Source organism: Streptomyces sp. NPDC054786 (assembly GCF_053611685.1).
Genome location: NZ_JBSHAW010000047.1, coordinates 17244 through 41221, shown reverse-complemented (window position 1 = coordinate 41221; position 23978 = coordinate 17244). Strand labels below are relative to the sequence as shown.

Below are 23978 nucleotides of genomic sequence, written 5' to 3'. Positions count from 1 at the left end.
GGACATCGTCTGCAGGTTGGGTGGGTGCACGACTGGTGCACATCGTGGGCGAGGCGGAGCGCCTGGTGCGCGTCCGACCATCACCGGCATACGCACGACTAGGCGATGACGTTCGCGGGAAACCCGCCAGGCGAGGGCTCATAGGGCGCTTGAACAGCCGTTGGCGCAGCTGGAAGTATTTCTCATCTGAGAGATGGTCAACGGGGGAGTGTTTTTTACGTGGGCGTAGTACTGCCTGGCTGGGCGGACGAAGTACTCGACATCATTGGTGTCTCATGGCCGAACGTCGACGAGGACGACTACCGGGACATGGCCGATGCCATGCGGGAATTCGCCGATGACATCGACCACGGTGCCAACGAAGCTCACACGGCCATCCAGGGATTGGTGGGGTCAGCGGGTGGCTCGTTGGCTGTCGAGGCGCTCAACGCTCACTGGAGCAAGATCAATGGCACTCACCTCAAGAATCTGGGGGAGTGCGGCCGCATGGCGGCCACTGCCATGGATGGAGTGGCGGTCCTCATCGAGGGCGCGAAGATCGGCGCGATTGTCCAGCTGGGTATCCTCGCCGCGGAAGTGATCGCCGCGCAGGCGGCGGCACCGTTCACACTGGGGCTTTCCGAAGTCGGTGCGCTGGCCGCGACCCAGGCGACCCGCGTAATCGTCAAGCGCCTCTTCAAGGAGGTGTGCCAGCAGGTCGCTGAACAGGTCATCAGCATCGCCCTGACCCCCGTCGAGGAGGCCCTGGGCGCAATGGTCGGCGACCTGGTCGTCCAGATCGGCGCCAATGCCCTTGGAGCCAAGGACGGAGTGGACCTGGGGCAGACCGCCAAGGCCGGCAAGGACGGCTTCCATCAGGGCGTGCAGGACGCCAAGGACTCCGCGAAATCGGCCGCGGCCAACCCGATGGAACTTCTCAGTGCCGGCGGCGGCAGTGGGGGCGGAGGCGGCGGAGGCGCCGGTGGAGGGTTCAGTTTCGATCCGGATGAGCACGACCGCGTCGTGACGGGCCTGCAGAGCGCAGGTGGCACCTTCCGCAACAAGGCCGGCGGCAAGATCGGCCGGGCCAGAAGTCACCACGGGCGTACCCGTGGCAAGGACGCCATCGCTGACGCGGCCAACGCGATGTTGGACAAGGTCATCGACGGCATCGAGGACGGGGTCAAGAAGACCGCCAAGCACCTCGACGACAACATGACCCGTGGTGTGAAGCAGATGGCCAAGAACCATCAGGACAACGACCGTAAGTTGGCCGACCACTTCACAGGCATCGGCAAGGGCGACAAGAAGGACCCCAAGGCGCCGGGGAGTGGCATCGACGGGACGGGGAGCCGCGCCGGCGGCAAGAATCCGGGAAGGGGCGCACCGAATTCGCCCCTGCGGAACGGGGCATCAGAACCGCACAAGACCAGCACCCCAGCGGACGACCGCAACTGTCGAAGTGACCCGATCGACATCGCCTCGGGTGAGATGGTCCTGGCTCAGGAGGACGTCAGCCTGCCGGCTGTTCTGCCGCTACTGCTCGCGCGAACCCATGTGTCCTCGTACCGCTGCGGTGGATGGTTCGGCCCGTCGTGGTCCTCGACCCTCGACCAGCGCCTCGAACTCGACGACGAAGGTGTTGTCTTCGCTGCTGAGGACGGCATGATCTTGGTCTACCCGATGCCCGGGCATGATGAGCCGGTCCTCCCCGTCGAGGGCCCCCGATGGCCGCTTGGCTGGGATCCGGAAACGCCCGGTGGATTCCGCATCAGCGACCCGCAGGAGGGACGCTCCTGGCACTTTGCCAAGCCGGCCAACGTTACGGGTGATCTGAGAGGGGTGAGCGCCTCACAGCTCCCGCTGACGGCCGTCACCGACCGGCACGGGAATCAGATCGACATCGACTATTCCGACGACGGTACCCCCAGCGAGGTCTGGCACAGCGGCGGATACCGGATCCGAGTCGAGACCGCAGGGCTACGGATAACCGGGCTGCGCCTGCTGGGTGCGAGGAGTTCGGACGCGGTGGCACTGGCCGCCCAGCCAACCGGTAGTGCGGAGGCCGAGGGCGACTCCGCGGTGGGACTGCTGCTGACGGCATTCGCCTATGACGGCAACGGGAATCTCACCGAGATCACCAACTCGTCCGGTGTACCGATGCGCTTCACGTATGACCAGGACGGCCGGATCACCTCCTGGACCGACCGCAATCGGCATCGGTACGACTACCTCTACGACGCGGCTGGGCGCTGTGTCGAGACCCGCGGCGAGGGTGGCTTCCTCGATGCCGTCTTCGTTTACGACGACGAGGCGCGCTGCACCCGGGTGACCGATGCACTGGGCCAGGTCACTGTCTACCAGCTCAACAAGCATGGTCAGACGACAAGGGAGACCGATCCCTCGGGCGCGGTCACCACCTTCGAATGGGACCGGTACCGCCGACTGCTGCGGCGTACGGACCCGCTGGGCCGTACGGTCACGATGGAGTACGACGCGGCGGGCAACGCCGTCGCGGTCACCCGCCCCGATGGCTCGCGGATGACCGCTGTCTACAACGAGCATCACCAACCCTTGCTCATGGTCGGTGCGGACGGCGCGGGCTGGCAGTACGCCTACGACGACTGCGGAAACCTGCTGCAGATCACCGATCCCATCGGAGCCATCACCAGCTATGAGTACGGCTCATTCGGTCATCTCACAGCCGTCACCGACGCCATCGGTCAGACAACCCGGCTCACCACCAACGCTGCCGGATTGCCGGTATCCGTCACCGACCCTCTGGGAGCCGTGAGCAGTTGCGAGCGGGACGCCTTCGGCCGACCCCGACTGGTGACCGATCCGATGGGCGCGGTGACGGCGTTCGGCTGGACGGTGGAAGGACAGCCGGCCTGGTGCATGCGGCCCGACGGTCACACCGAGCGGTGGTCCTACGACGCCGAGGAGAACCTGATCCAGCACGTCGATGCGGCTGGCGGAACCACGTCCTTCGAATACACATTTTTTGACCGAGCCTCCGTCCGTACGGGCCCTGACGGTGCCAGGTTCACCTTCGCCTACGACGCTGAACTGCGACTCATCGCCGTCACCAACCCTCAGGGAAAACTGTGGCGCTACACCTACGACTCGCTGGGCCGGGTCGTGCAGGAGACCGACTTCAACGGACGGCACATCAGCTACATCCACGATGTGGCCGGCCGGCTGACGTCGCGGACCAACGGTGCGGGCCAGACCGTGCGCTACACCCGCGATCTGCTCGACCGTGTTGTTCGAGAAGCCACGCAGGCCGGCGGAGCGCGATTCCACTACGACGCCGAAGGCAGTCTGCTGTACGCGGCGAACGGCGTCACGGACCTGGCTTTCACGTACGACCCAGCGGGCCATTTGCTGACGGAGCAACAGGGCTCGGCGGTCGTCGAGTTCGGCTACGACGACCTGGGCCGGCGCACCCTGCGTCGTACCCCCAGCGGTGTGGAGAGCCGGTGGACCTACGATGCGGCCGGTCGGCCGGCAACGCTGGTCAGCGCTGGGCGAGAGGTCAGGTTCGGCCACGACCTCGCCGGTCGGGAGATCCGCCGCAATCTCGGTGCGGCGGTCCTCTCCCACACCTGGGATCCGGCCAACCGTATGACGGCCCAGACCCTCTCAGGTATGTCGGAACCGCCTGGTGCCGACATACCTGAGACTGCGCTACGACACCGCACCTTCGCCTACCGCCCGGACGATCAGCTGCTCGGTATCACGGACACCATGCTGGGGACGCGAGCCTTCGATCTGGATCCGGTGGGGCGGGTCACCAGCGTATTGGGACACAACTGGTCCGAGACCTATGCCTATGACGCTGCGGGCAACCTGGCCTACACGGGAGGCCAGACCGCCGGGCAGACGAGCCTGAACGACACCGCGGGGACGAGGTCGTACGACGGTACTCTGCTCCGTCAGGCCGGCCGCACCAGCTATGAGTACGACGGCCAGGGACGGGTCATCAAGCAAAGCCGCAGACTGCTCTCCGGCGGCACCCGCAGCTGGCACTATTCTTGGGACGCAGACGACCGCCTCACCACGGTCACCCTCCCGGACGGCACCATCTGGCGCTATCACTACGATCCCCTCGGGCGTCGCATCGCCAAGCAGTGGCTGAGCGGAGACACCGCCACCGTGGTGGAGCAGACCACGTTCACCTGGGACGGCACTGTTCTTGCCGAGGAGCTGCGCAGTGGTTCAGGGTCGGCTGGTGTCCAGGTCACCAGCTGGGAATGGGATCCGGTCGGCTACCGCGTCCTGACCCAGGTGGACCGAACCGCCGGCGGGTCTGAGCCGGCGCAAGAGGAATTCGACGAGCGGTTCTACTCCATCGTCACTGACCTGGTCGGCACACCCACGGAACTTGTTGATGAAGACGGCGCGATTGCCTGGCATTCCAGGTCCACGCTGTGGGGAACACCGCGTCCCGCTGATCCCCGCGAGGTTGTGGTGGAGTGCAGTCTCGGCTTCCCAGGTCAGTACCACGACCGTGAGAGCGGCCTGCACTACAACCTGTTCCGCTATTACGACTCACTCACCGCCCGATATCTCAGCCCCGATCCGCTCGGTCTCGGGCCCGCCCCCGACCCACACGGCTATGTCGACAATCCCTTCGCCGAGATCGACCCCCTTGGCCTGGCGAAGAAGAAGTGCCCGGTCATCATCGAACGCTACGGCAGCGAGGCGGAAGCGAAGGCGAGCGCCGCAGTGAAGCCGAACGGGGGCCTTGTCCCGAGGCCCGGCCACGAACGGCAGCCAAAGTGGATCGCCCAGACCGGCAAGGTCACCCCCGGCACGCTGGGCAAGAGCAAGAATTACACCCACAAGATGGAGTTCCACTGCAAGCCAGAGGTGTTGGCCTGGCTGAAACAGTACGAGATCAAGCCGACCAACGAGCCAGGTCGCTATGCGGTACCGGCGGACAAGATCGATGAGTTCAACAATTACGTGGAGAAGACGACCGTCCAGCCGCTCGACTCAGGCGGCGGCCGTAGGAGGAGACGATGAATCCGTCATCGCCGCGCGGACGCCTGCGCGATGCCCTGCTGAGTGTCGGCGAAAGGGGTGACGTAAACGAGGCCGGCCTCAGTGCGGCAGTCACCACAGCGCTGCGCGAACTGGCTTCGGAGACGCTGGGCGAGCGATCGCGCGTCGAACTGGTCACTGTTGGGGCTGAGGACCACCCCTGGGGACGAAGCCTCGGTCTTCGGCTTGCGGACTACGACGTAGAGCTGCCGGACGTGCTCTTGTACGCAGACCAGAGCGACCTTCCGCCCCAGGTGCAGGAGAGTTTCCCGACTCTGAACCAGGAGGAGTGGGAAGCTGTACTGCTGGTCTCCAAGCTCATCTTCATGGGGCTTCAATCGGAGCCCGAGCCTGTAAACGACGTTGCCGGTCAACCTCCGCAGGTCACCCCGAGGCCGCCCCGGTCGGTAGCGAGAGAGCAGTTCTGCCAGGCGCTGGCTGCCATTTCGGAACGCGCTGACCTGCACCAGGACGAACTCACTGCGCAATTGCGGACCGCGCTCCTGAACTTCGCGTCGGAGACACCCGACAACAAGGACGCCGCTCAGCGCATCGCGGTGCTGTACACCGGGGAGCCCCAGCAAGGGCCGCGCTTGTGCCTCAGCCGCTCGGGCTTGGCCTTCGCGAAGGTGGTGCTGAGCGCTGGTGGCTGTCCTGTCCCCAGCTGTGTACTGGAGGAATTCCCGGACTTGACCCAGGAAGAGTGGAACGCCGTCATCCACGTCACAGGACTGACGCTCATGGCGTTCGAGGCCGAGCCGGCCCGCGACGCGGGATAGCGTCCGTGTCGCGTTGACGGTCCAGGTTCGGCTCCGTAATCAACAGCGGGGTCGCGACAGACGACGAGCGGTTGCCTCCACCCCAGTGGAGGCAACCGCTCTGAGCATTCCTTCGGCTGCCGAGTTCGAGCTTTACTTTCCAGATGTCGAAGTAGAGGTGGGGAACCGTCCTGACCTGCAAGCTTTCTAGGATCGAGTGATCACCGGTGCACAATGGGTGCACACGGCGGACTCCTCCGCATCCCGGAACCTCACCGCGCCGCTGGCTCGCTGGGCGACAGCTCGTCCCGCGGCTCCGCTCTCCCAGCCGTGTGTAATGAGGCAGCGAGGATCCGGCAGACCTCAACTCGTTGCCCTTGGTCACAGCCCGCTAGAAGTCGTTCAAGGCGGCGAAGCACCGCCAGATCCCGTACGTAGCGTGCGACGACTCCCAGGACCATGCACGCCGGTACTACGAGCGCCATCCCGGACAGGGTCATGACTTGTAACCCTCCTTGATGGACTCCACGACATCCTCAGCGCTGCGGCCGTACAGACACGACCCGTGGCGATTCAAGATCACAGTGCGATCGCCGAGATGAGCAGAGTGCCGTGACATCAACTCGATCGCCTTCGCCCGGGGCACGTCGTCAGCGAAGCCGTGGGCCAAGAGGACCGCACAGAGCGCTTCAACGGTGTCGCCGCAGCACCACTCGATCACCAGATCACCGGCGTGATGCGTGTAGCAGTTGGCGAATCCGTGTGGCTCCGCAGCTCTGTTGACCAACCCTGGGCGACGCAGAATGCGACTCAACAGCAAATCGCGCACCCGTAGGTCCTCGATCGCCCTTGAGTCTGTCCACTCCTCAGCCTCCTGCCTTTCGTCGCGAGAGAGGCCACCGGGAACCCGTTTCCACAGAAGCACCTCGCCGTCGCGCGCGGACGGCAGACGGATGGGGGCACCGTCGGCACGCGTTACGGTGACGTGAGCCGAGCTGACTGCGTCATGGAGAATCAACCGCGTTTCGTCGCCCCGAACGCGCAGGCTGGGGACTCCCCGGACGCCACCGTAGAAGTGATCGAAACGCGGGAGGAGTTCACGGAGAACCTCGTCCGCCATGTCGGACTCCAGGGTCAGCCTCACGCTCTGACCCTCCGGCTCTGCTTTTCGCACACCAAGAAGAGCGCCATTGAGCTGACGATCCTTGAAGCCGCTGGCCAACACGTGAGCCATGTGTGCTTCCAGACGGCGCTGACGTGTGTCGGGGGAATCTACGACCGAGGCCCCGAGATAGACATGGACCTGCTTCGCCAGTCTTGAAGCAGTCGACTGTTTGAGCGACGTCTGGCGAACGATTTTCTTCGCCAGACTGTTGGCATTGCGCGACTTGGACATACCTTGCCCCTTCCACTTGCCGCCCGGCGACGACAGGAGAGACAGGTCGGATGTCCTGATGCGTACTGACTGCCAACTGCGGGTGACTCTCAAGAGCCCATTGCTCGCTCCGGCGCCGGGACCGGATGTAGCGAGACACGCTGCCGCAGCAGCGCCGCGTACACGCTACGCCAACGTCTTGCGCTTGAGTCAACAAATGGACGGTGTGAGTGCCGGACAGATCTGCCCCTGTGCCCTGTCACCGGGATGCGACGGCGTCTGATCTGGGTGGTCCAGCCGTAGCCCCTCACCGGGCAACCTACGGTCATGACCTGCTCGCCGGCCCCAGGAGGCAGAAGCGAACCGCGATTTGGATCCGGCACCGCCGCCCTGCACGCCGTCTACTGGGCCGCCCGCATCCGGCCCGGCAACGAGGTGATCGTCCCCGCCTGGACCTTCCACGCCACTGCCTCACCCCTGTTCCAGCTCGGCGCGGTCCCGGTCCTCTGTGAGACGCGCCCGGACGGCAACATCGACCCCGGCCGGGTGGCCGAGCTGATCACCCCTCGCACCCGCGCGATCATGGTCACGCACCTGTGGGGCAAGCCCGCCGAGATGACCGACCTCACCACGCTGGCCAGGGACCGCGACCTGGACCTGCTGGAAGACGGCTCACACGCGCACGGGGCCAGCCGCGGCGGCCAGAAGGTCGGCACGTTCGGCCTGGCCGGTGTCTTCTCCCTCAACGGTCCCAAGCCCCTGTCCGGGGGTGAGGGCGGCTTCGTCCTCACCAACGACGACGACACCTACTACCGCGTTCTCACGTTTGCGCACTACAACAAGCGGGCCAGGAACGAGATCCCGGAAGGCCATCCGCTCGCGAGATACGTGGTCACCGGGGCCGGGCTCAAGCTCCGTATCCACCCCCTGGCCGCCGCCCTCGCCCACGACCAGCTCTCCCGCTTGGATGCCTACCTCGCCGGCCGCGAGGAGATCGCTGCCTACCTGATCCGAGAGCTCGGGCAGATACCCGGGCTGGAGGTGAGCTCGATGCCCGAGGGGGTGCAATCATCCTGGTACGCGTTGACGGCCACCTACCGGCCCGACCAGCTCGGCGGCCTGCCCGTCGACCGCTTCCACGCGGCCCTCGTCGCGGAGGGCGCGACCGAGTTCGGCCGGCCCGGCTCCACCCGCCCCCTGAACCAGCTCCCGCTGTACCAGCACCCGTCCCCTCTCTTCCCCGGCTATACGAACACCCGCAGCCGATACCGGGAGGGTGACTTCCCCGTCGCTGAGAAGGCGCACACGCACACATCAAGCTGCCCGTCTGGCACCGTGAACAGGATCTGAAACTGGCCGAGCAGTACGTCAGCGCGGCCCGGAAGGCCAGCGAACACCATAAGGAGCTCCTGTGACCGTGACCTCCGACCTCGCCCGGACCTTGGCAGAGGAGGCCGAGGCCGAAGGCATCACCACTTTCGTGGCCGCGGCCGTCGTCACCGACGCCGACCGCATCCTCCTGGTCCGCCGCAAGCCGGACGACTTCATGGGCGGCCTGTGGGAGATCCCCTCCGGTCATGTGGACGCCGGAGAGAGCATCCTGGACGCGGCCCGCCGCGAGACGCTGGAGGAGACCGGCCTGACCGTCGCCTCAGTGGACCGCTACCTCGGGCACTTCGACTACGAGAACAGCCGCGGCACCACCACCCGCCAGTTCAACTTCGCCGTCACCGTCTCCGAGACCGGACCGGTCATCCTGACCGAACACGACCTGCACCAGTGGTCCGCCCTCGCCGGCGACCTGCCGGGCGTCACCGACGGCGTACGGGAGGTTCTGGCCTGCGTGTAGGACCCACGATGGTGTCGCCCGAACGAGGGCCAGGCGGTGGGTGTCGCCACAGGAGGCCGCCCAAGCCAACGAGGGCCGCTACCCCGGATATGGGGTAGCGGCCCTCGTGTCGTTTCTGACATCAAGTCAGTGAACTGGCCGGCCGGTGCGCGCGTGGTGCACAAGGGGGGAAATCAAGCGGGAACAGCGAGAACTACCGAGAGGTGTTTCCGCAGGTCACGACCTGTTTCCAGGGCTCCCGCCCAGGTCGCCCAGTCCTGATCTTTAGATGTCGAAGTACAGCTCGAACTCGTGCGGGTGCGGCCGCAGCTGGATCGGGGCGATCTCGCTCGTGCGCTTGTAGTCGATCCAGGTCTCGATCAGGTCGGAGGTGAAGACGCCGCCCTGCTGGAGGTACTCGTTGTCGGCCTCGAGGGCGTCGAGGACGGCCGGGAGGGAGGTCGGGACCTGGGGGACGCCCGCGTGCTCCTCGGGGGCGAGCTCGTAGAGGTCCTTGTCGATCGGCTCGGCCGGCTCGATCTTGTTCTTGACGCCGTCCAGGCCCGCGAGGAGCAGGGCGGAGAAGGCGAGGTACGGGTTCGAGGACGGGTCCGGCGCGCGGAACTCGACGCGCTTGGCCTTGGGGTTCGAGCCCGTGATCGGGATACGCATGGCCGCGGAGCGGTTGCGCTGCGAGTAGACCAGGTTGACCGGGGCCTCGAAGCCGGGGACCAGGCGGTGGTAGGAGTTCACCGTCGGGTTGGTGAAGGCCAGCAGCGACGGGGCGTGCTTGAGGATGCCGCCGATGTAGTAGCGGGCGGTGTCCGAGAGGCCCGCGTAGCCCTGCTCGTCGTAGAAGAGGGGCGAGCCACCCTGCCACAGCGACTGGTGGACGTGCATGCCGGAGCCGTTGTCACCGAAGATCGGCTTGGGCATGAAGGTCGCGGTCTTGCCGTTGCGCCAGGCGACGTTCTTCACGATGTACTTGAAGAGCATCAGGTCGTCGGCGGCGGCGAGCAGCGTGTTGAACTTGTAGTTGATCTCGGCCTGGCCGGCGGTGCCGACCTCGTGGTGCTGGCGCTCGACCTGCAGGCCGGCCGCGTCCAGCTCCAGGGAGATCTCGGCGCGCAGGTCGGCGAAGTGGTCGACCGGCGGGGCCGGGAAGTAGCCGCCCTTGTAGCGAACCTTGTAGCCGCGGTTGTTCTCCTCCGACCCGGTGTTCCAGGCGCCCGCCTCGGAGTCGATGTGGTAGAAGGACTGGTTCGCGCTGGTCTCGAAGCGCACGCTGTCGAAGACGTAGAACTCGGCCTCGGGGCCGAAGAACGCGGTGTCCGCGATGCCGGTCGAGGCGAGGTAGGCCTCGGCCTTCTTGGCGATGTTGCGCGGGTCGCGGCTGTACTGCTCACCGGTGATCGGGTCGTGGATGAAGAAGTTGATGTTGACGGTCTTGTCGCGGCGGAACGGGTCCACGCGAGCCGTCGACAGGTCGGCGCGCAGCGCCATGTCGGACTCGTGAATGGCCTGGAAGCCGCGGATCGAGGAGCCGTCGAAGGCGAGTTCCTCGGCCGGGTCGAACGCCTTTGCCGGGATCGTGAAGTGCTGCATCACACCGGGCAGGTCGCAGAACCTGACGTCGACGAACTTCACGTCCTCGTCCGCGATGAACTTCTTGGCCTCGTCGGCGTTCTGGAACATCCAACTCCTCCTAGCCCGGTCACCGGTCGGCGGACGCGGGATTGCTACTCGGAACGCGACCATGTGCGGTGGCGCGTTGCCCGACCATAGGCAGGCGGGATTTCCCAAGCATGACCCATTTGTTTCGCCGAGGTTAACCGGCGCGCGGCCGCCCTTCCTCCCCAGTGTGCGCCACGGAGGGGCGTTGCGGACCTGCGGAGCTGCCGTCTTCTGCGGGGGTGTGCCGAGTCGTCCCGGCGCTCCAGGCCCGGTTCCCGCGCCCGCCTCGTACGGCCTCGGATCCCGCCGTTTCCGGCCCTCCGGGAATCGAACGTATGCGGTCGCAGTACCGTGGTCGGGTGGACAACAGGCAAGCAATCGGATCGTGGATCTCCGGGCCCCGCGCGGCAGCCGAGGACATGGGTGTCGAGTTCGGATACCGCGGGCAGCAGCTCGGACTGCCGGAGACGGGACCGGGCTCGGTCGCGCGCCCCGGGCGACGCTTCGCCGCGCTCTTCCTCGACTGGGCGCTGTGCATGCTCATCGCGTTCGGACTGCTCAGCGGCGGTAAGGCGCAGTCGGCGAGCAACTGGGCGCTGGTGGTCTTCGCGGTGCTCAGCGTGCTGACGGTGGGCACGGTCGGCTTCACGCCGGGCAAGCGGCTGCTGGGCCTGCGGGTGGTCGCCGAGGGCGGCGGCCGGATTTCGCTGCCGCGGGTCGTGCTCCGCACGGTGCTGCTCGTCCTGGTCATCCCGGCCGTCGTGTGGGACCGGGACGGGCGGGGGCTGCACGATCGCCTCTCGCGCGCCGTCCAGGTCCGCATCTGAGCGCGTACGACGAGGCTTCGGCCCGTACCTGAGCCTCCCGCTCCCTGGGCCTCGGTGCGACAGCCCTCCCCTCGCGAGCGCGCCCCCGCCCCCGGCATACAAAACGCCCCGGAGCCACAGGCCCCGGGGCGTCGCCGTTCGGTCAGAGTGTCGGGTCCGTCGGCCGGGCGCAGGCGCGGCCGACGGCACGGTCAGCGCGTCTTGCCGCCGCCCTTGGGCATCCGCATGCCCTTCGGCATGGGGCCCTTCGGGACCGGCATGTTGCTCATCAGGTCGCCCAGCGCCTTGAGCCGGTCGTTGACGGCCGTCACCTGCGCGCCGGGCAGCACCCGCGGCAGCTTCAGCAGCGTCGTACGGAGCTTCTTCAGCGGCACCTGGCCCTCGCCGTCGCCCACGACGATGTCGTGGACCGGGGCGTCGGCGACGGTGCGCGCCATCCGCTTCTTCTCGGCGGCCAGCAGACCGCGGAGACGGTTCGGGTTGCCCTCGCCGACCAGCACGATGCCGGCCTTGCCGACGGCGCGGTGGACCACGTCCTGGCTGCGGTTCATGGCCACCGCGGGGGTCACCGTCCAGCCGCGGCCGACGTTGTCCAGCACGGCGGCCGCCGCACCGGGCTGGCCTTCCATCTGCCCGAAGGCAGCGCGCTCGGCGCGCCGTCCGAAGACGATCGCCATCGCGAGGAAGGCCAGGACGAAGCCCAGGATTCCCGCGTAGATGGGGTGGCCGATCGCGAAGCCGATGGCAAGGAGAACGCCGAATACGACGATGCCTACACCAGCGACGACTAGACCGACCTTGGAGTCGACCCGACGGGTCATCTTGTAGGTCTGGGCGATCTGCTTCAGCCGCCCGGTGTTCTCAGCGCCGGCAGCGCCGTCTGAGTTTGCCTTCCTCGCCATACAGCGAAGTTTACGTGGCGTGCGGGCGCTGGGTCGCCGCGGCCTCCAGTACGTACTCGGCCTCGTGGCGGTCCTTGGCGCGGCGGCGGTCCTCCAGGACCGATGTCCAGGCGTTACGGCGGGCGGTGCGCTGCCCGCCGCGCATCAGAACGGCCTCGACGGCACGCAGTGCACCGGTGACCGAGGGGATGGGGAGGGCGGGATTGGCGCGGAGCGGCGCGGCCTGCATGGTGGTGACTCCCTCTGATCTGTTCGGAGAAGCAGGAGTAGGTGCGGGAGCGGTGCGTGCATCCATCGTCACGGAAAGGTGTTACCAACGGATGACCTGCCGGTCAAACACCGATGAAACGTTGACGCGGCCCCCACGCCCCCCGTCAGGGGGAGTGCGGGCCGCGTCCTCAGCATGTGCCACGTTTCACAAGATGGCGCGCCGGGGAAATCAAACCGCCTGATTGGACGCCTCGACCTCGCGCCGCTCGACGGCCTGCTGGTAAAGGCGGCCGGCGCGGTAGGAGGAGCGGACCAGCGGGCCGGACATCACGCCGGCGTAGCCGATCTCGTCGGCCTCCTCCTTGAGCTCCACGAACTCGGCGGGCTTGACCCAGCGCTCGATCGGGTGGTGGCGCACGGAGGGGCGCAGGTACTGGGTGATCGTGATGAGCTCACAGCCCGCGTCGTGCAGGTCCTGCAGCGCCTGGCTGATCTCCTCGCGCTCCTCGCCCATGCCCAGGATGAGGTTGGACTTGGTGACCAGACCGGCCTCGCGGGCCTTGGTTATCACCTCGAGCGAGCGCTCGTAGCGGAAGCCGGGGCGGATCCGCTTGAAGATCCGCGGGACGGTCTCGACGTTGTGCGCGAGGACCTCGGGGCGGGAGGAGAAGACCTCGGCCAGCTGCTCGGGGACCGCGTTGAAGTCCGGGATGAGCAGCTCGACGCCGGTGTCGGGCATCGATGCGTGGATCTGCCGGACGGTCTCGGCGTAGAGCCAGGCGCCGCCGTCCTCCAGGTCGTCGCGGGCGACGCCGGTGATCGTCGCGTACTTCAGGCCCATGGTCTGCACGGACTCGGCGACCCGGCGCGGCTCGTCGCGGTCCAGCTCCTGCGGCTTGCCGGTGTCGATCTGGCAGAAGTCGCAGCGGCGGGTGCACTGGTCGCCACCGATGAGGAAGGTCGCCTCGCGGTCCTCCCAGCATTCATAGATGTTGGGACAGCCCGCCTCCTGGCAGACCGTGTGCAGGCCCTCGCTCTTGACCAGGCTCTGGAGGTGGTTGTACTCGGGACCCATCTTCGCCCGGGTCTTGATCCACTCGGGCTTGCGCTCGATGGGGGTCTGGCTGTTCCGGACCTCCAGGCGCAACATCTTGCGTCCGTCGGGTGCGACTGCGGACACGACCGGCGCCCCTTTCTGCTTACGCGGCATTCGTTTCTGCGGCGTACACCAGGGTACGCCCGTTGATTCGCACGTCTTTACCTGCGGGGCAACCGCCTATGGCGGGGTTGCATTCCCGGCGGTCACCGGGATGTCCGGGCCGGGCGGCCGTCCGTCCCGGGTGCATGGCCGGCGACCACCGTCCGGTCAGACCGCGCGGGGGAGCAGTTCGGCCCCCTCCAGGACGTCCCGCAGATGCTTCTCGACGACGGGCAGTACCTCGGCGATGGTGATCTCGCGGCCCAGCTCGTTGGCCAGCGAGGCGACGCCGGCGTCACGGATGCCGCACGGCACGATCTTGTCGAACGAGGTGTTGTCCGGGTTCACGTTCAGGGCGAAGCCGTGCATCGTGACGCCCTTGGCGACGCGGATGCCGATCGCGGCGAGCTTGCGGTCCTCGCGGCGCTGGCCGGCGTTGGACGGCGCGTACTCCGGACCGTTCAGCCGCGGGTCGAACAGCTCGTCCGTCACCCGCGGGTCGAAGTCGAGGTTCAGCCCGCCCAGGGCCGCGCGCTCCTCGGCCGTGCCGACGGTGTCTCCCAGGACCCACACACCGCTGCGGCCCTCGACCCGGGTGCCCTCCACGCCGAACTCGGCGCAGACTCGGATCAGCGCGTCTTCGAGACGGCGGACATGCGCCACGACGTCAACCGGGCGCGGCAGTTTCTGGATGGGGTAGCCCACCAGCTGGCCGGGCCCGTGCCAGGTGATCTTCCCGCCGCGGTCCACGTCGACGACCGGGGTCCCGTCCAGCGGGCGCTCGTCGTCGGACGTACGGCGTCCCGCGGTGTAGACGGCCTGGTGCTCCAGCAGCAGACAGGTGTCGGGCAGCTCGTCGGCGAACCGGGCGGCGTGCACCCGGCGCTGCTCCTGCCACGCCGTTTCGTATTCCACGGCGTCGGCGCCGAAGCCCAGATGCACAAAGCGCAGCCCCTCGGGTACGGGGGTCTCCCCCCGAGAGATCGCAGTCACGGCAGCTCCTCTTCGAACCTTTGTTGCACTTTGCTGCAACGTTGATGCCACTTCGCGCCCATGCCACTGTACGGCCGCCGTCTCCGGGCCCCGCAGGCGGCCGGTGTCCGCCCTTCCGTCCCTGCTCACACGATCGGATGAACGCGGGGAGCAGGCGGCGAATATGCCGCCGAAGGCCGTTACATTCACGCCGTTCCACAAGGGCGATGAGCATGCCGGACAGGGTCCGCCGAACCCGGCAGCGGCCCGGAAGGCAGGAGACCGGTAAAGCTGATGACGGAACGACCCCCGCACCACACGCCCAACCGCCAGCTCGCCGCGCTCATCGCCGAGGCGGGATTCTCCAATGCCGGGCTGGCCAGACGGGTTGATCAGCTCGGCATCGAGCACGGCCTCGACCTCCGCTACGACAAGACATCGGTGACCCGCTGGCTGCGCGGCCAGCAGCCCAGGGGCACCACCCCCGCCCTGATCGCGGAGGTGTTCACCCGTCGGCTGGGGCGCCGGCTGTCCGCCCAGGACCTGGGCCTGGACGCCTGTGCGCCGGTGTACGCCGGACTGGAATTCGCCGCGAGCCCCAGCGAGGCGGTGGACATCGTCAGCGGCCTGTGGCGCAAGGACTCCGGCAGCCACGCCGAGCTCCGCAAGATCGCCTTCACCCCGGCCGGGCTCGTGGTGCCCAGCCGGGACTGGCTGATCGGACGCGCCGACGAACGCGTCGCCCGCGGTGAGACCAATGGTGACGGGGCGGGCCGGGTACCCGCCCAGAACCGGGTCACGGTGCCCCGGCAGCGCCGCACCGACCGGGTCGACCGCACCCAGGGCTCCAAGGTCACCTCTGGCGACATCGCGGCGCTGCGCTCGGTCGGCGAGCTGTTCCGGGCGCTGGACCACGCCTACGGCGGCGGCCACGCCCGGCAGGCCCTGGTGCGCTATCTGGAACACGAGGCCGAGCCGATGCTCCGCGGCAGCTACGGGGAGGCCACCGGCCGCCGGCTCTTCGCGGCCGCCGCCGATCTGACCCGGCTGGCGGGCTGGACGTCGTACGACATCGCCGCCCACGGGCTGGCCCAGCGGTACTTCGTCCAGGCGCTGCGGCTGGCCCAGGCCGCCGGGGACCGGGCGTACGGGTCCTACGTCCTGGTGACGATGAGCCGGCAGGCCGTCTACCTGGGGCACGGCAGGGAAGCCGTGCAGCTGGCCCGGGTCGCCCAGCAGGGCATCGGCAGCAGCGCGCCGCCCGCCGTGCAGGCGCTGCTGCACTCCGCGGAGGCGCGCGGCCACGGCGTCCTGGGCGAGGTCCGGGCCTGCACGGCGGCGCTGGCCCGTGCCGAACGGGCGCTGGAGACCGTCCGCCCCGGTGACGACACCCCGTACTGGGCGCGCTTCTTCGACGAGGCGCAGCTCGCCGACGAGCTGGCGCACTGCCACCGCGATCTCCAGCAGTACCGCGCGGCCTCCCAGCACGCCGAACGCTCCCTCCAGCTGCGCGCGGCCGGCTTCGCCCGCAGCAGGCTCTTCTGCCGGGTGGTGCTGGCGACCGCGCGGCTGGGCCTGGGCGAACTGGAGCAGGCCTGCACGCTGGGCGCCGAGGCGGCGCTCCAGGCCTCCGAGATGCGGTCCGTACGGGCCCACGAGTACGTCAGGGAGTTCGAGCGCCGCCTGGAGCCCTACCGGGACGCGGCGGCGGTGCGGGGATACCGCGACCGGGTGGCGGCGCTGGGGTGAGGGCGGGTCCGGCCGCCCGGCTCAGGCCGCCGTGGGCAGAGTGTCCGGTTCCGTGGTGAAGGCCGGCAGACCGAAGTCCTGGAGGAGCGCGCGGGCGGCGCGGCGGCCCGAGTTCAGCGCGCCCTGGAGCGTGCTGGTGTCGCGGTGATCGCCGCACACATAGAGGCCGGCCAGCACCCGCACCGGGCGCTCCGGGTCGTGCGGCGCCGGCATCGCGGGTACGGCGTACGGATCGTGATGGGCGGTCAGCAGCTGCCAGTCGTCGGTGTGCGCACCGTAGATCCGGTCGAGCTGGGGGCGGATCGTCTTGTCCAGCACCGACAGCGGCAGCGTCGCCGCGGCGCCGAGCACGGTCGTGGTGAGCAGGGACCGGTCCGGCGGCGTACGGGACGGGTCGATGGCGCCGGCGGCGTAGGTGAAGGCGACGGGGCCGTCCGTCGGCAGGATCAGGGAGGTGTCGCGGGCCGGTGCGCCGCGGCCCCCGCAGGCCGCCGCGGTGTGGTGCAGGACGGCGATCGGGTGGAAGGCCGGCACCCGCAGTCCCGGCAACAGTTCGGCCGCCTCGCGCGCGCCGGTGGCCACCAGCACCGCCCGACAGGGGATATGGCCGTGCTCCGCGGTGCTGACGCCGGTGGTGGAGACGGCGGTGACCTGCACGGACGTACGGACCGTGCCGGGCGGCAGCGCGGCGGCGAGCAGCTCGGGGACGGCTACGGCGCCGCCGGCCGGCAGCCACACCGGGCCCTGCGCAAAGGCGCGCAGCGCCGCCGCCGCGCCCCGGCTGGAGCCGCGCAGCTGGGGATCGCACAGCAGCGCGGCCAGCAGGGGCCGCAGGAAGGCGTCTTGGCCGCGGTGCGGGAAGGCGGGGCGGCTCGGCAGGGCATCGCGGATCGGACGGTCCGCGGGCGGGGCGTGGGTGGCGCCGGCGGGGGGAGCGTCGGGGGCGTCGGGGCGGCGGTCCGTACGACGGTCGATACGGCGGACCGTGCGGCGGTCCGGGTGCTGTTCGGCCCGCCGGTCGGTGAGGCGGACGGCCTGACGGTCCGTCCGGCGTTCCGTACGGCGGTCGGCGCGCGAGAGGGCACGCGCCGCGGACAGCGCGCCCTTCGTGCTCCGGGGCGCGCTGATGCGCTGCGTCCGCTGGCCGTTGTGGACGCTCAGACCGGGTGCGAACGGACGGAGCGTCAATTCGCTGAGGCCCGGGGTGCGGCGCAGCTCGGCGGCGGAGACGGCCAGCGGCCGGCCGCAGCGGTCCAGCCGGAAGCCGTCGAGGCGGTCGGTGACGGACCGGCCGCCGATCCGTGGCGCGGCCTCCAGGACGGTGACCGACACCCCCGCGCCGGTGAGATGGCGGGCGGCGGCGAGCCCGGCCGGACCGGCCCCCACGATGACGACGTCCACGGCCGATGCGGTGCGCAGCACATGCCCTCCCGAGGTCGGTCCCAACGGCGGCGCACCCGAGTCGTGCCCGGTGCCGCCGGGGGTACCGAGGTGAGGTGTGCGAGGACGGCAGGAAGGCGGCGGTCCGTTCGGCAGGGGGGCGTCCAAGGGGCGCGCCGACGCGCCCCTTGGCCAAAGCTTCCCGTGTGGCCCTGCAGCTATGCCGCCCGGACGGCGGTGTGACGCGGACGACTCCGCGGCCGGCCGGTTACGCGGCCCGGATCGCCTCGATGATGCGGGGATGGGCGAACGCGAACCCGGAGTCCAGCAGCCGCTGCGGAATGATCCGCTGACTGCCCAGCACATCGCCGGCGAACTCGCCCAGGGCGGCGCGCAGGACCGGTGCCGGGACGGAGAACAGCGTGGGGCGGTGGAGGACATGGCCCATCACGGCGGTGACCTCGCGGTTGGTGACCGGTTCCGGGGCCGTGAGGTTGACCGGCCCGGTCAGGCCCTCGGTGTCGATGAGGTGGCGGAGCGCCCCGATGTGGTCCTCCAGCGAGATGAAGCTCCAGTACTGGCTGCCGTCGCCGAGCCGGCCGCCCAGGCCGAGCCGGAAGACGGGGAAGAGCCGGCCCCAGGCGCCGCCCGAGCGTGCCACGACCAGACCGGTGCGGGCGAAGGCGGTACGGATCCCCGCGTCCTGGGCCGGCTTCGCGGCGTCCTCCCAGGCCACACAGAGCTCCGGCAGGAATCCGCGGCCGGCCGGTGCGCTCTCGTCCGTCCGCCGGTCGCCGGTGTCGCCGTAGTAGCCGATCGCGCTGCCGCAGACAAAGACTCCCGGCGGGTCGTCCATGGCGGCGAGGGCCGAGGCGAGGGCCCGGGTGCCCAGGACCCGGCTGTCGCGGATCTCCTGCTTGTAGGCGGCGGTCCAGCGGTGGTCCCCGACGCCGGCGCCGGCCAGATGGACGACCGCCCCGCAGCCGGCCAGCCCGGCGGTGTCGACCTCTTGCTGCTTGGGGTCCCAGCGCACCTCGTCGGCGGCCGTGGGCGCGCGCCGTACGAGCCGGACGACGTCATGGCCGTCCGAGCGGAGGGACCGTACGAGCGCCGTGCCGATGAGTCCGGTCGAGCCGGTGATCGCGATCCGCATGGGGCCATCCTGCCCGCAGCGACGGGTCGGTGGTGACATCGGGGGCCCGCCCGCCGCGTTCCCCGGCCCGGACCGACACCGGGTCAGGACGCCGGGGCCTGTCTTACGGCTTGAAACGGTCCCAGAGGGTGGGGAAGCGCTCCGCCATGGACTGGTCGTCGTCGAAGTCGAGGTAGGTGCCGAGCGGTTCGCGGGGCGGCGGCGGCAGTCCCAGATCCGGCATCACCCCGCCGGTCATCTGCTCGTACGCCTCGTCGGCCGCATAGCCCAGCTCCTCGGCGTCGCCGTCCACCGCCTCGTCGAAGTCGTCCACCAGCTCGGCGAGCTGGTCCGGGTCGTGCAGCGCGCCCTCGAAGACCTCGCGGCCCTGGCCGATCAGCCAGCAGCGGAAGTAGTCGAAGGCGTCGTCGCTGGCGCCGCCCAGCATCACGGAGGCCGCGGCCCACAGGTCCCAGGAGTACGCCCGGTTGTAGCGGGCCTCGAAGTGGCGGGCGAAGTCCACGACGGCATCCGGGTCGAGCCCGAGGAGCCGCTCGACCAGCGCGTCGGCCTGCTCCTCGGGGTCGCCCTCAGCGGCCTCACGGGAACCGTCGATCAGTTCCCAGAACTCCGTCTCGTCCATCACCGCTCCAGCATCTGCCCTGCCGGCGCCCGCCGCATGCGGAGTACCCCGGATGCGACAGGGTCGTTATCCGGATCGGTGACGTGGTGTTCAAACAGGTGACGGGGTGTTCGGATCCGTTCGCTCACCCCGGCCCCTGCGCCGTCGTGTGACCGTCCCAAGAATCACTCGTTGGACGGCGTGCAACGACCGAACGACGGCATATCCACCATTTCGCGAAGGGCTGTTCCAGGCCATGCCCATGGACGAACGCACCCGGGCCGATGTCGAGCGGGCCGAGGCGGCCATCGTCGAGCACTATCCACGGCTCGTCCGCCTCACCTACCTCGTCCTGCCCCCGTCGATCGGCCGCCACCGCCGGGTCCTGGCCGCGCACGGCCTGGTCCAGCGGGCGCTGCCGCGGGCCCGGCTGCGCAGGCCGGACGGCGGACTGCCGGCGCAGCGCGGCCCGGCGGCCGAGTCGGGCTACGACGTGGTGCGGCTGCGGGCCCTGCGGCTGGCGCTCGCACACGAGGGACGGCCGGTCCGGGGACCGGCCGCCATGCCCCAGGTCTGGGGACTGCGGCTCTTCCCGCGGGCCGGCGGCGCCGAGGAACTCGCCCTGGACCAGGCGCTGTCCACCGTCCCGGCGTCGGCACGGGCCGCCCTCGGGCTGTGGCAGCTGGAGGGCCTGGACGAGGACGCCGCGCGCAGCGTGCTGGCGCGGGCCGGGGTCGAGGACCCGGACGCGGCACAGCGGGCGGCGTCGCAGGTGGACCGGGAGACCGGGGACGGTGCCGCGGCACTGCTGAACTCGGGGGAGTTCGACCCGTGCACGGTGCAGACCCGGCCGACGGACCTGCTGCGCCGCCGGCAGCGGGTCCGGGTGGCGGTGGCGCTGACGGCCGTACTGGCGGCCGGCGCGGTGGCCGCCGGGGTGTCGCGCGGTGGCGGGGAGCGGGCGGGACACACCCCGACCACCGCGGAGCAGGCGCTGGACCCGGGCCGGCTGCTGCGCACCCCCAACGATCAGTGGGCGGACACGTCCCGGGTGGACTTCACCGCCTGGCCCGCCCGCGGGCGGCAGGCCGGCGACCAGGAGCTGCTGGCGCGGGCGCTGCAGGTCTGGGCGGCGCCGCCCGCCGACACCCGGATCATGACGTCGGCGGGTACCTCCACCCGGCCGCCCGACCATCCGCCGCAGCTGCTGTACGCGGGTCTGATCGACAACGTGATGGTCGTGGTCCTCCACGACGGCGAGCGGCTGGTGCGCTACGCCGAGCCCGAAGACGCCACGCCCACACTGCACTTCGCGCGGGTCGACGACGCGGATCTGACGACCGGCGCCGCGCTGGTGATCGGGCGCGGCCACGGCTGGATGCGGTATCTGCTCGCGCCGTGGGCCTCCGATGTGACCGTCCGCGACCTGCTGGCACCGGCCGCCCCGGTGCACGGGCTGCATGTCGCCCCGGACGGGGTCACCGACCGGATCCCGACACCGCCCGAGGGGAACGCCGGCTGCGGGCACTGGCCGGCGGCCCAGTTCCGGCCCTCGACCCGGATCGGGGGGACCGGCGTGAACCCTCCCTTCCTGGTGACCGACCTCGACGACCTCGTCCCCGTCCACCTGACCTCGCTGCCGCCCGGCGGCGTGCCGGGTGGCGGACCGGATGCGGCGACCGGCGCCCCGGCCCTGCAGAGCTGGGCCCGCACGGCCTGCTCGCTCGGGTCGCTGCGGGGCGCCGGCGTACGGTCCGTCAACAACTGGGCGTTCGCCGGGCAGCGCCTCCCGGAGGGCGGCGGCAGCGCGACCTGGGTGTGCAGCCGTGCCGACACCTGGCGCGGGCCCGGCAGCGTGACACTGCAGTTCCTGCCGCCCGCCGCGCGCCCGGCCGACCCCGGGCGGATCGCCGGACGGGCCACGAACACCGCCGCCTGCAGCCGCTTCGGAACCCCTGTGGTGGGTGACGTCCACTGGCAGGCGAAGTCCGGCAAGTGGTATCTGCTGGCGGCCGGCAGCCAGGAGGTCGCCGGTATCGACGCCACCGGCGGTGTACGGGCCACCGGCAGCGGGAGCGCGCTCGCCGCGCCGGCCGGGCAGCACGCCGGGGCACAGGTCGTCGGACGGCTGCGGAGCGGGGGGAGCGTGCGCGCGCTCCGTCCGTAGACGCCGGGCGGATCGCTGTACGGCGGCCGGTGAATCCGGACAGGAGATGTCGGGATTCACTGTCACGGTCGCCGTGTACGGATGCGAGGCACCTGACAGCGAGGAGTGGCGTACGTGACGGGACAGCAGGAACTGGCGGGACGGGTGGCGCTGGTCGCCGGGGCGACCCGCGGCGCCGGCCGGGCGATGGCGGTCGAGCTGGGGCGGGCCGGCGCCCTGGTGTATGTGACGGGACGGACGACCCGGGAACGGGTCAGCGAGGTCGGCCGGGCCACGGAGACGATCGAGCAGACCGCGGAGCTGGTGTCCGAGGCGGGCGGCACCGGCATCGCCGTACCGGCCGACCATCTGGACCCGGCGCAGGTCAAGGCCCTGACCGAGCGCATCGACCGCGAGCACGGCCGGCTGGATGTGCTGGTCAACAGCATCTGGGGCGGTGACCGGCTGATCGAGTTCGACACCAAGCTGTGGGACCTCGACCTGGAGAACGGGCTGCGGATGTTCCGCCTCGGCATCGACACCCACATCATCACCAGCCATTACGCCCTGCCCCTGCTGATCAGGCGGCCCGGCGGGCTGGTGGTCGAGATCACCGACGGCACCGCCGCCTTCAACCGCACCTACCGGGGCAACCTCTGCTTCGACCTCACCAAGAACGCCCCGCACCGCATCGCCTTCGGTCTCGCCGCCGAACTGAAGGAACACGGCGGCACGGCGGTCTCGCTCACCCCCGGCTTCCTGCGGTCCGAGGAGATGCTCGACCACTTCGGGGTGACGGAGGAGACCTGGCGCGAGGCGGTGGCCGAGGAGCCGCACTTCGCCATCGCCGAATCGCCGGCGCTGATCGCCCGCGGCGTACGGGCGCTGGCCGCCGACCCGGCCAGGGAGCGCTGGAGCGGCCGGTCGCTCTCCAGCGGGCAGCTGGCGAAGGACTACGGCTTCACCGACACGGACGGCTCCCGGCCCGACTGCTTCGGCTACTTCGAGGACGTCGTCTTCGGCGGGAAGGACGCGAGCGCGGACGACTACCGCTGAGGGGGCCGCTCAGGGGCGTCCGGCGGTTCACGGCCGGACGGCCCCGGGCCGGCCCGCGCCCTGCCTACGCGTACAGCGCGGCTGTCCGGCGGGCGGCCGATGCGAAGCGCTCACGCAGCCCGGGGGGCGCGAGTATCTCGCCCTCCGGGCCGAGCGTCAGCAGCTGCGCGTAGGCGACCTCGGCGGACTCCACGGCGAGTGTCACGGTCAGCCGGCCCAGCTCATCGGGACCGTCCGCGCTCCGTGCCCGTGCGATGGCCTCGCGGGCCGCGGCGCGTTCGGTGACGTACGGCAGCTGCCGGACGCCGCTCGGGGAGAGCCGCAGCACCACCTCCTCGCGCAGGATCGACCGGGCGAACTGGGCCGCCCGCTCCGCCCAGAACGCCGGGAGGTCGAAGGAAACGTCACGGGTGAACCGCCCCCCGTCGTCGTCGGCGCCGGAGGTCCGGCCGCTCCCGGCGAGCTCCACGGCGGTGAACCGGTCGACCCGGTAGACGCGGTGGTCCCCCTCCGTACGCGCCGCCAGATACCAGACTCCCGCCTTCAGCACGAGGCCGTACGGCTCCAACTCCCGCTCCACCTCGGTGTCCTTGCGGAGGTAGCGGGCGGCGATCCGGCGGTCGTCCCAGACCGCCTCGGCGATCACCGGCAGCAGGGCGGGCGTCCCGGGCTCCTGATACCAGCCGGGCGCGTCGAGGTGGAAGCGCTGGGCGGCGCCCGTCGCGGCATCCCGCAATTCGGGCAGCAGGGCGGCGGAGACCTTCAGCCGCGCGGCGGAGGCGGCGTCGGCCAGGCCCATCTCGCGCAGCGCGGACGGCACCCCGGACAGGAAGAGCGCCTCCGCCTCGCTGCGGCCGAGGCCGGTGAGGCGGGTGCGGTAACCGCCTATGAGGCGGTAGCCGCCGGCCCGGCCGCGGTCCGCGTAGACGGGCACCCCGGACTCGGAGAGGGAGAGGACGTCCCGGGCGACCGTACGCTCGGAAACCTCCAGCTCGCGCGCCAGCTCGGCGCCCGTCATCGACGGGCGCGCCTGGAGCAGCAGCACCATCCTGATCAGCCGGGCAGCACGCATGTGTCCATCATGCCGCGGGCCACTGACAACGCCCGGGGCGGCGGGGCGG

General features: G+C 69.9%; 18 protein-coding genes. 8 read left to right on the top strand and 10 right to left on the bottom strand.

Annotated features, from left to right (window positions below; translation table 11 throughout):
- Window positions 1–219 precede the first annotated feature (219 nt).
- Both ACWGI6_RS31830 and ACWGI6_RS31825 read left to right on the top strand, forming a co-directional pair.
- Window positions 220–5010, top strand: a complete 4791-nt coding sequence (locus tag ACWGI6_RS31830; RefSeq protein WP_453270720.1) for a DUF6531 domain-containing protein — start codon at window positions 220–222, stop codon at window positions 5008–5010.
- Window positions 5007–5807 carry a hypothetical protein gene (locus ACWGI6_RS31825; RefSeq protein ID WP_453270719.1) on the top strand — a complete coding sequence of 267 codons (801 nt, stop codon included), beginning with the start codon at window positions 5007–5009 and terminating at the stop codon, window positions 5805–5807. Before ACWGI6_RS31830 ends, ACWGI6_RS31825 begins: the two co-directional genes overlap by 4 nt.
- A 475-nt stretch (window positions 5808–6282) precedes the next feature.
- Here the strand turns inward: ACWGI6_RS31825 and ACWGI6_RS31820 are convergent, their stop codons facing one another.
- Window positions 6283–7182 (bottom strand): hypothetical protein, encoded by a 900-nt coding sequence (locus ACWGI6_RS31820; RefSeq protein WP_453270718.1) that lies wholly within the window; start codon window positions 7180–7182, stop codon window positions 6283–6285.
- A gap of 306 nt (window positions 7183–7488) precedes the next feature.
- Between ACWGI6_RS31820 and ACWGI6_RS31815 the strand changes: the two genes are divergently transcribed.
- Window positions 7489–8511 carry a DegT/DnrJ/EryC1/StrS family aminotransferase gene (locus ACWGI6_RS31815; protein WP_453270717.1) on the top strand — a complete coding sequence of 341 codons (1023 nt, stop codon included), beginning with the start codon at window positions 7489–7491 and terminating at the stop codon, window positions 8509–8511.
- A gap of 61 nt (window positions 8512–8572) precedes the next feature.
- Window positions 8573–9010 carry an NUDIX hydrolase gene (locus ACWGI6_RS31810; protein WP_453270716.1) on the top strand — a complete coding sequence of 146 codons (438 nt, stop codon included), beginning with the start codon at window positions 8573–8575 and terminating at the stop codon, window positions 9008–9010.
- A gap of 264 nt (window positions 9011–9274) precedes the next feature.
- Here ACWGI6_RS31810 and glnA read toward each other — a convergent pair whose 3' ends face one another.
- Entirely contained in the window at window positions 9275–10684 is a 1410-nt protein-coding gene (gene glnA, locus ACWGI6_RS31805) for a type I glutamate--ammonia ligase (protein WP_453270715.1), read from the bottom strand.
- Between the two features lie 338 nt (window positions 10685–11022).
- Between glnA and ACWGI6_RS31800 the strand changes: the two genes are divergently transcribed.
- Window positions 11023–11490, top strand: coding sequence for an RDD family protein (locus ACWGI6_RS31800; RefSeq protein ID WP_453270714.1), 468 nt, complete (start codon window positions 11023–11025; stop codon window positions 11488–11490).
- A gap of 191 nt (window positions 11491–11681) precedes the next feature.
- Here the strand turns inward: ACWGI6_RS31800 and ACWGI6_RS31795 are convergent, their stop codons facing one another.
- The 4 genes from ACWGI6_RS31795 to lipB form a co-directional block, all read right to left on the bottom strand.
- Window positions 11682–12392 carry a DUF4191 domain-containing protein gene (locus tag ACWGI6_RS31795; RefSeq protein ID WP_453270713.1) on the bottom strand — a complete coding sequence of 237 codons (711 nt, stop codon included), beginning with the start codon at window positions 12390–12392 and terminating at the stop codon, window positions 11682–11684.
- A gap of 10 nt (window positions 12393–12402) precedes the next feature.
- On the bottom strand, window positions 12403–12621 hold the full coding sequence (locus tag ACWGI6_RS31790) for an SCO2195 family GlnR-regulated protein (protein WP_244415229.1): 219 nt from the start codon (window positions 12619–12621) through the stop codon (window positions 12403–12405).
- Window positions 12622–12831: 210 nt separating this feature from the next.
- Complete coding sequence (gene lipA, locus ACWGI6_RS31785; protein ID WP_453270712.1) at window positions 12832–13782, bottom strand: lipoyl synthase; 951 nt, start codon at window positions 13780–13782, stop codon at window positions 12832–12834.
- Window positions 13783–13968: 186 nt separating this feature from the next.
- Window positions 13969–14793, bottom strand: a complete 825-nt coding sequence (gene lipB / locus ACWGI6_RS31780) for a lipoyl(octanoyl) transferase LipB (RefSeq protein ID WP_453270711.1) — start codon at window positions 14791–14793, stop codon at window positions 13969–13971.
- A 273-nt stretch (window positions 14794–15066) separates the two neighbouring features.
- On the opposite strand from lipB, the gene ACWGI6_RS31775 reads away from it, so the two are divergent.
- Complete coding sequence (locus tag ACWGI6_RS31775; RefSeq protein ID WP_453270710.1) at window positions 15067–16521, top strand: regulator; 1455 nt, start codon at window positions 15067–15069, stop codon at window positions 16519–16521.
- A 21-nt stretch (window positions 16522–16542) separates the two neighbouring features.
- On the opposite strand, the gene ACWGI6_RS31770 is transcribed toward ACWGI6_RS31775, so the two are convergent.
- The 3 genes from ACWGI6_RS31770 to ACWGI6_RS31760 form a co-directional block, all read right to left on the bottom strand.
- On the bottom strand, window positions 16543–17943 hold the full coding sequence (locus ACWGI6_RS31770; protein WP_453270709.1) for an FAD-dependent oxidoreductase: 1401 nt from the start codon (window positions 17941–17943) through the stop codon (window positions 16543–16545).
- A gap of 226 nt (window positions 17944–18169) precedes the next feature.
- Window positions 18170–19054, bottom strand: a complete 885-nt coding sequence (locus tag ACWGI6_RS31765) for a TIGR01777 family oxidoreductase (protein ID WP_453270708.1) — start codon at window positions 19052–19054, stop codon at window positions 18170–18172.
- 103 nt (window positions 19055–19157) lie between these two features.
- The gene (locus tag ACWGI6_RS31760) at window positions 19158–19676 is read right to left on the bottom strand and encodes a DUF4240 domain-containing protein (RefSeq protein ID WP_393910035.1); all 519 of its coding nucleotides are present in this window, start codon (window positions 19674–19676) and stop codon (window positions 19158–19160) included.
- Window positions 19677–19917: 241 nt separating this feature from the next.
- On the opposite strand from ACWGI6_RS31760, the gene ACWGI6_RS31755 reads away from it, so the two are divergent.
- Together ACWGI6_RS31755 and ACWGI6_RS31750 are read left to right on the top strand one after the other, a co-directional pair.
- Complete coding sequence (locus tag ACWGI6_RS31755; protein WP_453270707.1) at window positions 19918–21822, top strand: hypothetical protein; 1905 nt, start codon at window positions 19918–19920, stop codon at window positions 21820–21822.
- Window positions 21823–21936: 114 nt separating this feature from the next.
- Window positions 21937–22857 carry an SDR family oxidoreductase gene (locus ACWGI6_RS31750; protein WP_453270706.1) on the top strand — a complete coding sequence of 307 codons (921 nt, stop codon included), beginning with the start codon at window positions 21937–21939 and terminating at the stop codon, window positions 22855–22857.
- A 64-nt stretch (window positions 22858–22921) separates the two neighbouring features.
- Here the strand turns inward: ACWGI6_RS31750 and ACWGI6_RS31745 are convergent, their stop codons facing one another.
- Window positions 22922–23929 carry a helix-turn-helix transcriptional regulator gene (locus ACWGI6_RS31745; RefSeq protein WP_453270705.1) on the bottom strand — a complete coding sequence of 336 codons (1008 nt, stop codon included), beginning with the start codon at window positions 23927–23929 and terminating at the stop codon, window positions 22922–22924.
- Between the last annotated feature and the right edge of the window lie 49 nt (window positions 23930–23978).

What these genes read in the sequence shown, in the direction of transcription:
- ACWGI6_RS31790 (WP_244415229.1), bottom strand. Translation starts at nt 12,621, where the DNA reads ATGCAGGCCGCGCCGCTCCGCGCCAATCCCGCCCTCCCCATCCCCTCG.
- ACWGI6_RS31820 (WP_453270718.1), bottom strand. Translation starts at nt 7,182, where the DNA reads ATGTCCAAGTCGCGCAATGCCAACAGTCTGGCGAAGAAAATCGTTCGC.
- ACWGI6_RS31760 (WP_393910035.1), bottom strand. Translation starts at nt 19,676, where the DNA reads ATGGACGAGACGGAGTTCTGGGAACTGATCGACGGTTCCCGTGAGGCC.
- ACWGI6_RS31775 (WP_453270710.1), top strand. Translation starts at nt 15,067, where the DNA reads ATGACGGAACGACCCCCGCACCACACGCCCAACCGCCAGCTCGCCGCG.
- ACWGI6_RS31745 (WP_453270705.1), bottom strand. Translation starts at nt 23,929, where the DNA reads ATGCGTGCTGCCCGGCTGATCAGGATGGTGCTGCTGCTCCAGGCGCGC.
- ACWGI6_RS31765 (WP_453270708.1), bottom strand. Translation starts at nt 19,054, where the DNA reads ATGCGGATCGCGATCACCGGCTCGACCGGACTCATCGGCACGGCGCTC.
- ACWGI6_RS31755 (WP_453270707.1), top strand. Translation starts at nt 19,918, where the DNA reads ATGGACGAACGCACCCGGGCCGATGTCGAGCGGGCCGAGGCGGCCATC.
- ACWGI6_RS31795 (WP_453270713.1), bottom strand. Translation starts at nt 12,392, where the DNA reads ATGGCGAGGAAGGCAAACTCAGACGGCGCTGCCGGCGCTGAGAACACC.
- ACWGI6_RS31825 (WP_453270719.1), top strand. Translation starts at nt 5,007, where the DNA reads ATGAATCCGTCATCGCCGCGCGGACGCCTGCGCGATGCCCTGCTGAGT.
- ACWGI6_RS31815 (WP_453270717.1), top strand. Translation starts at nt 7,489, where the DNA reads ATGACCTGCTCGCCGGCCCCAGGAGGCAGAAGCGAACCGCGATTTGGA.
- glnA (WP_453270715.1), bottom strand. Translation starts at nt 10,684, where the DNA reads ATGTTCCAGAACGCCGACGAGGCCAAGAAGTTCATCGCGGACGAGGAC.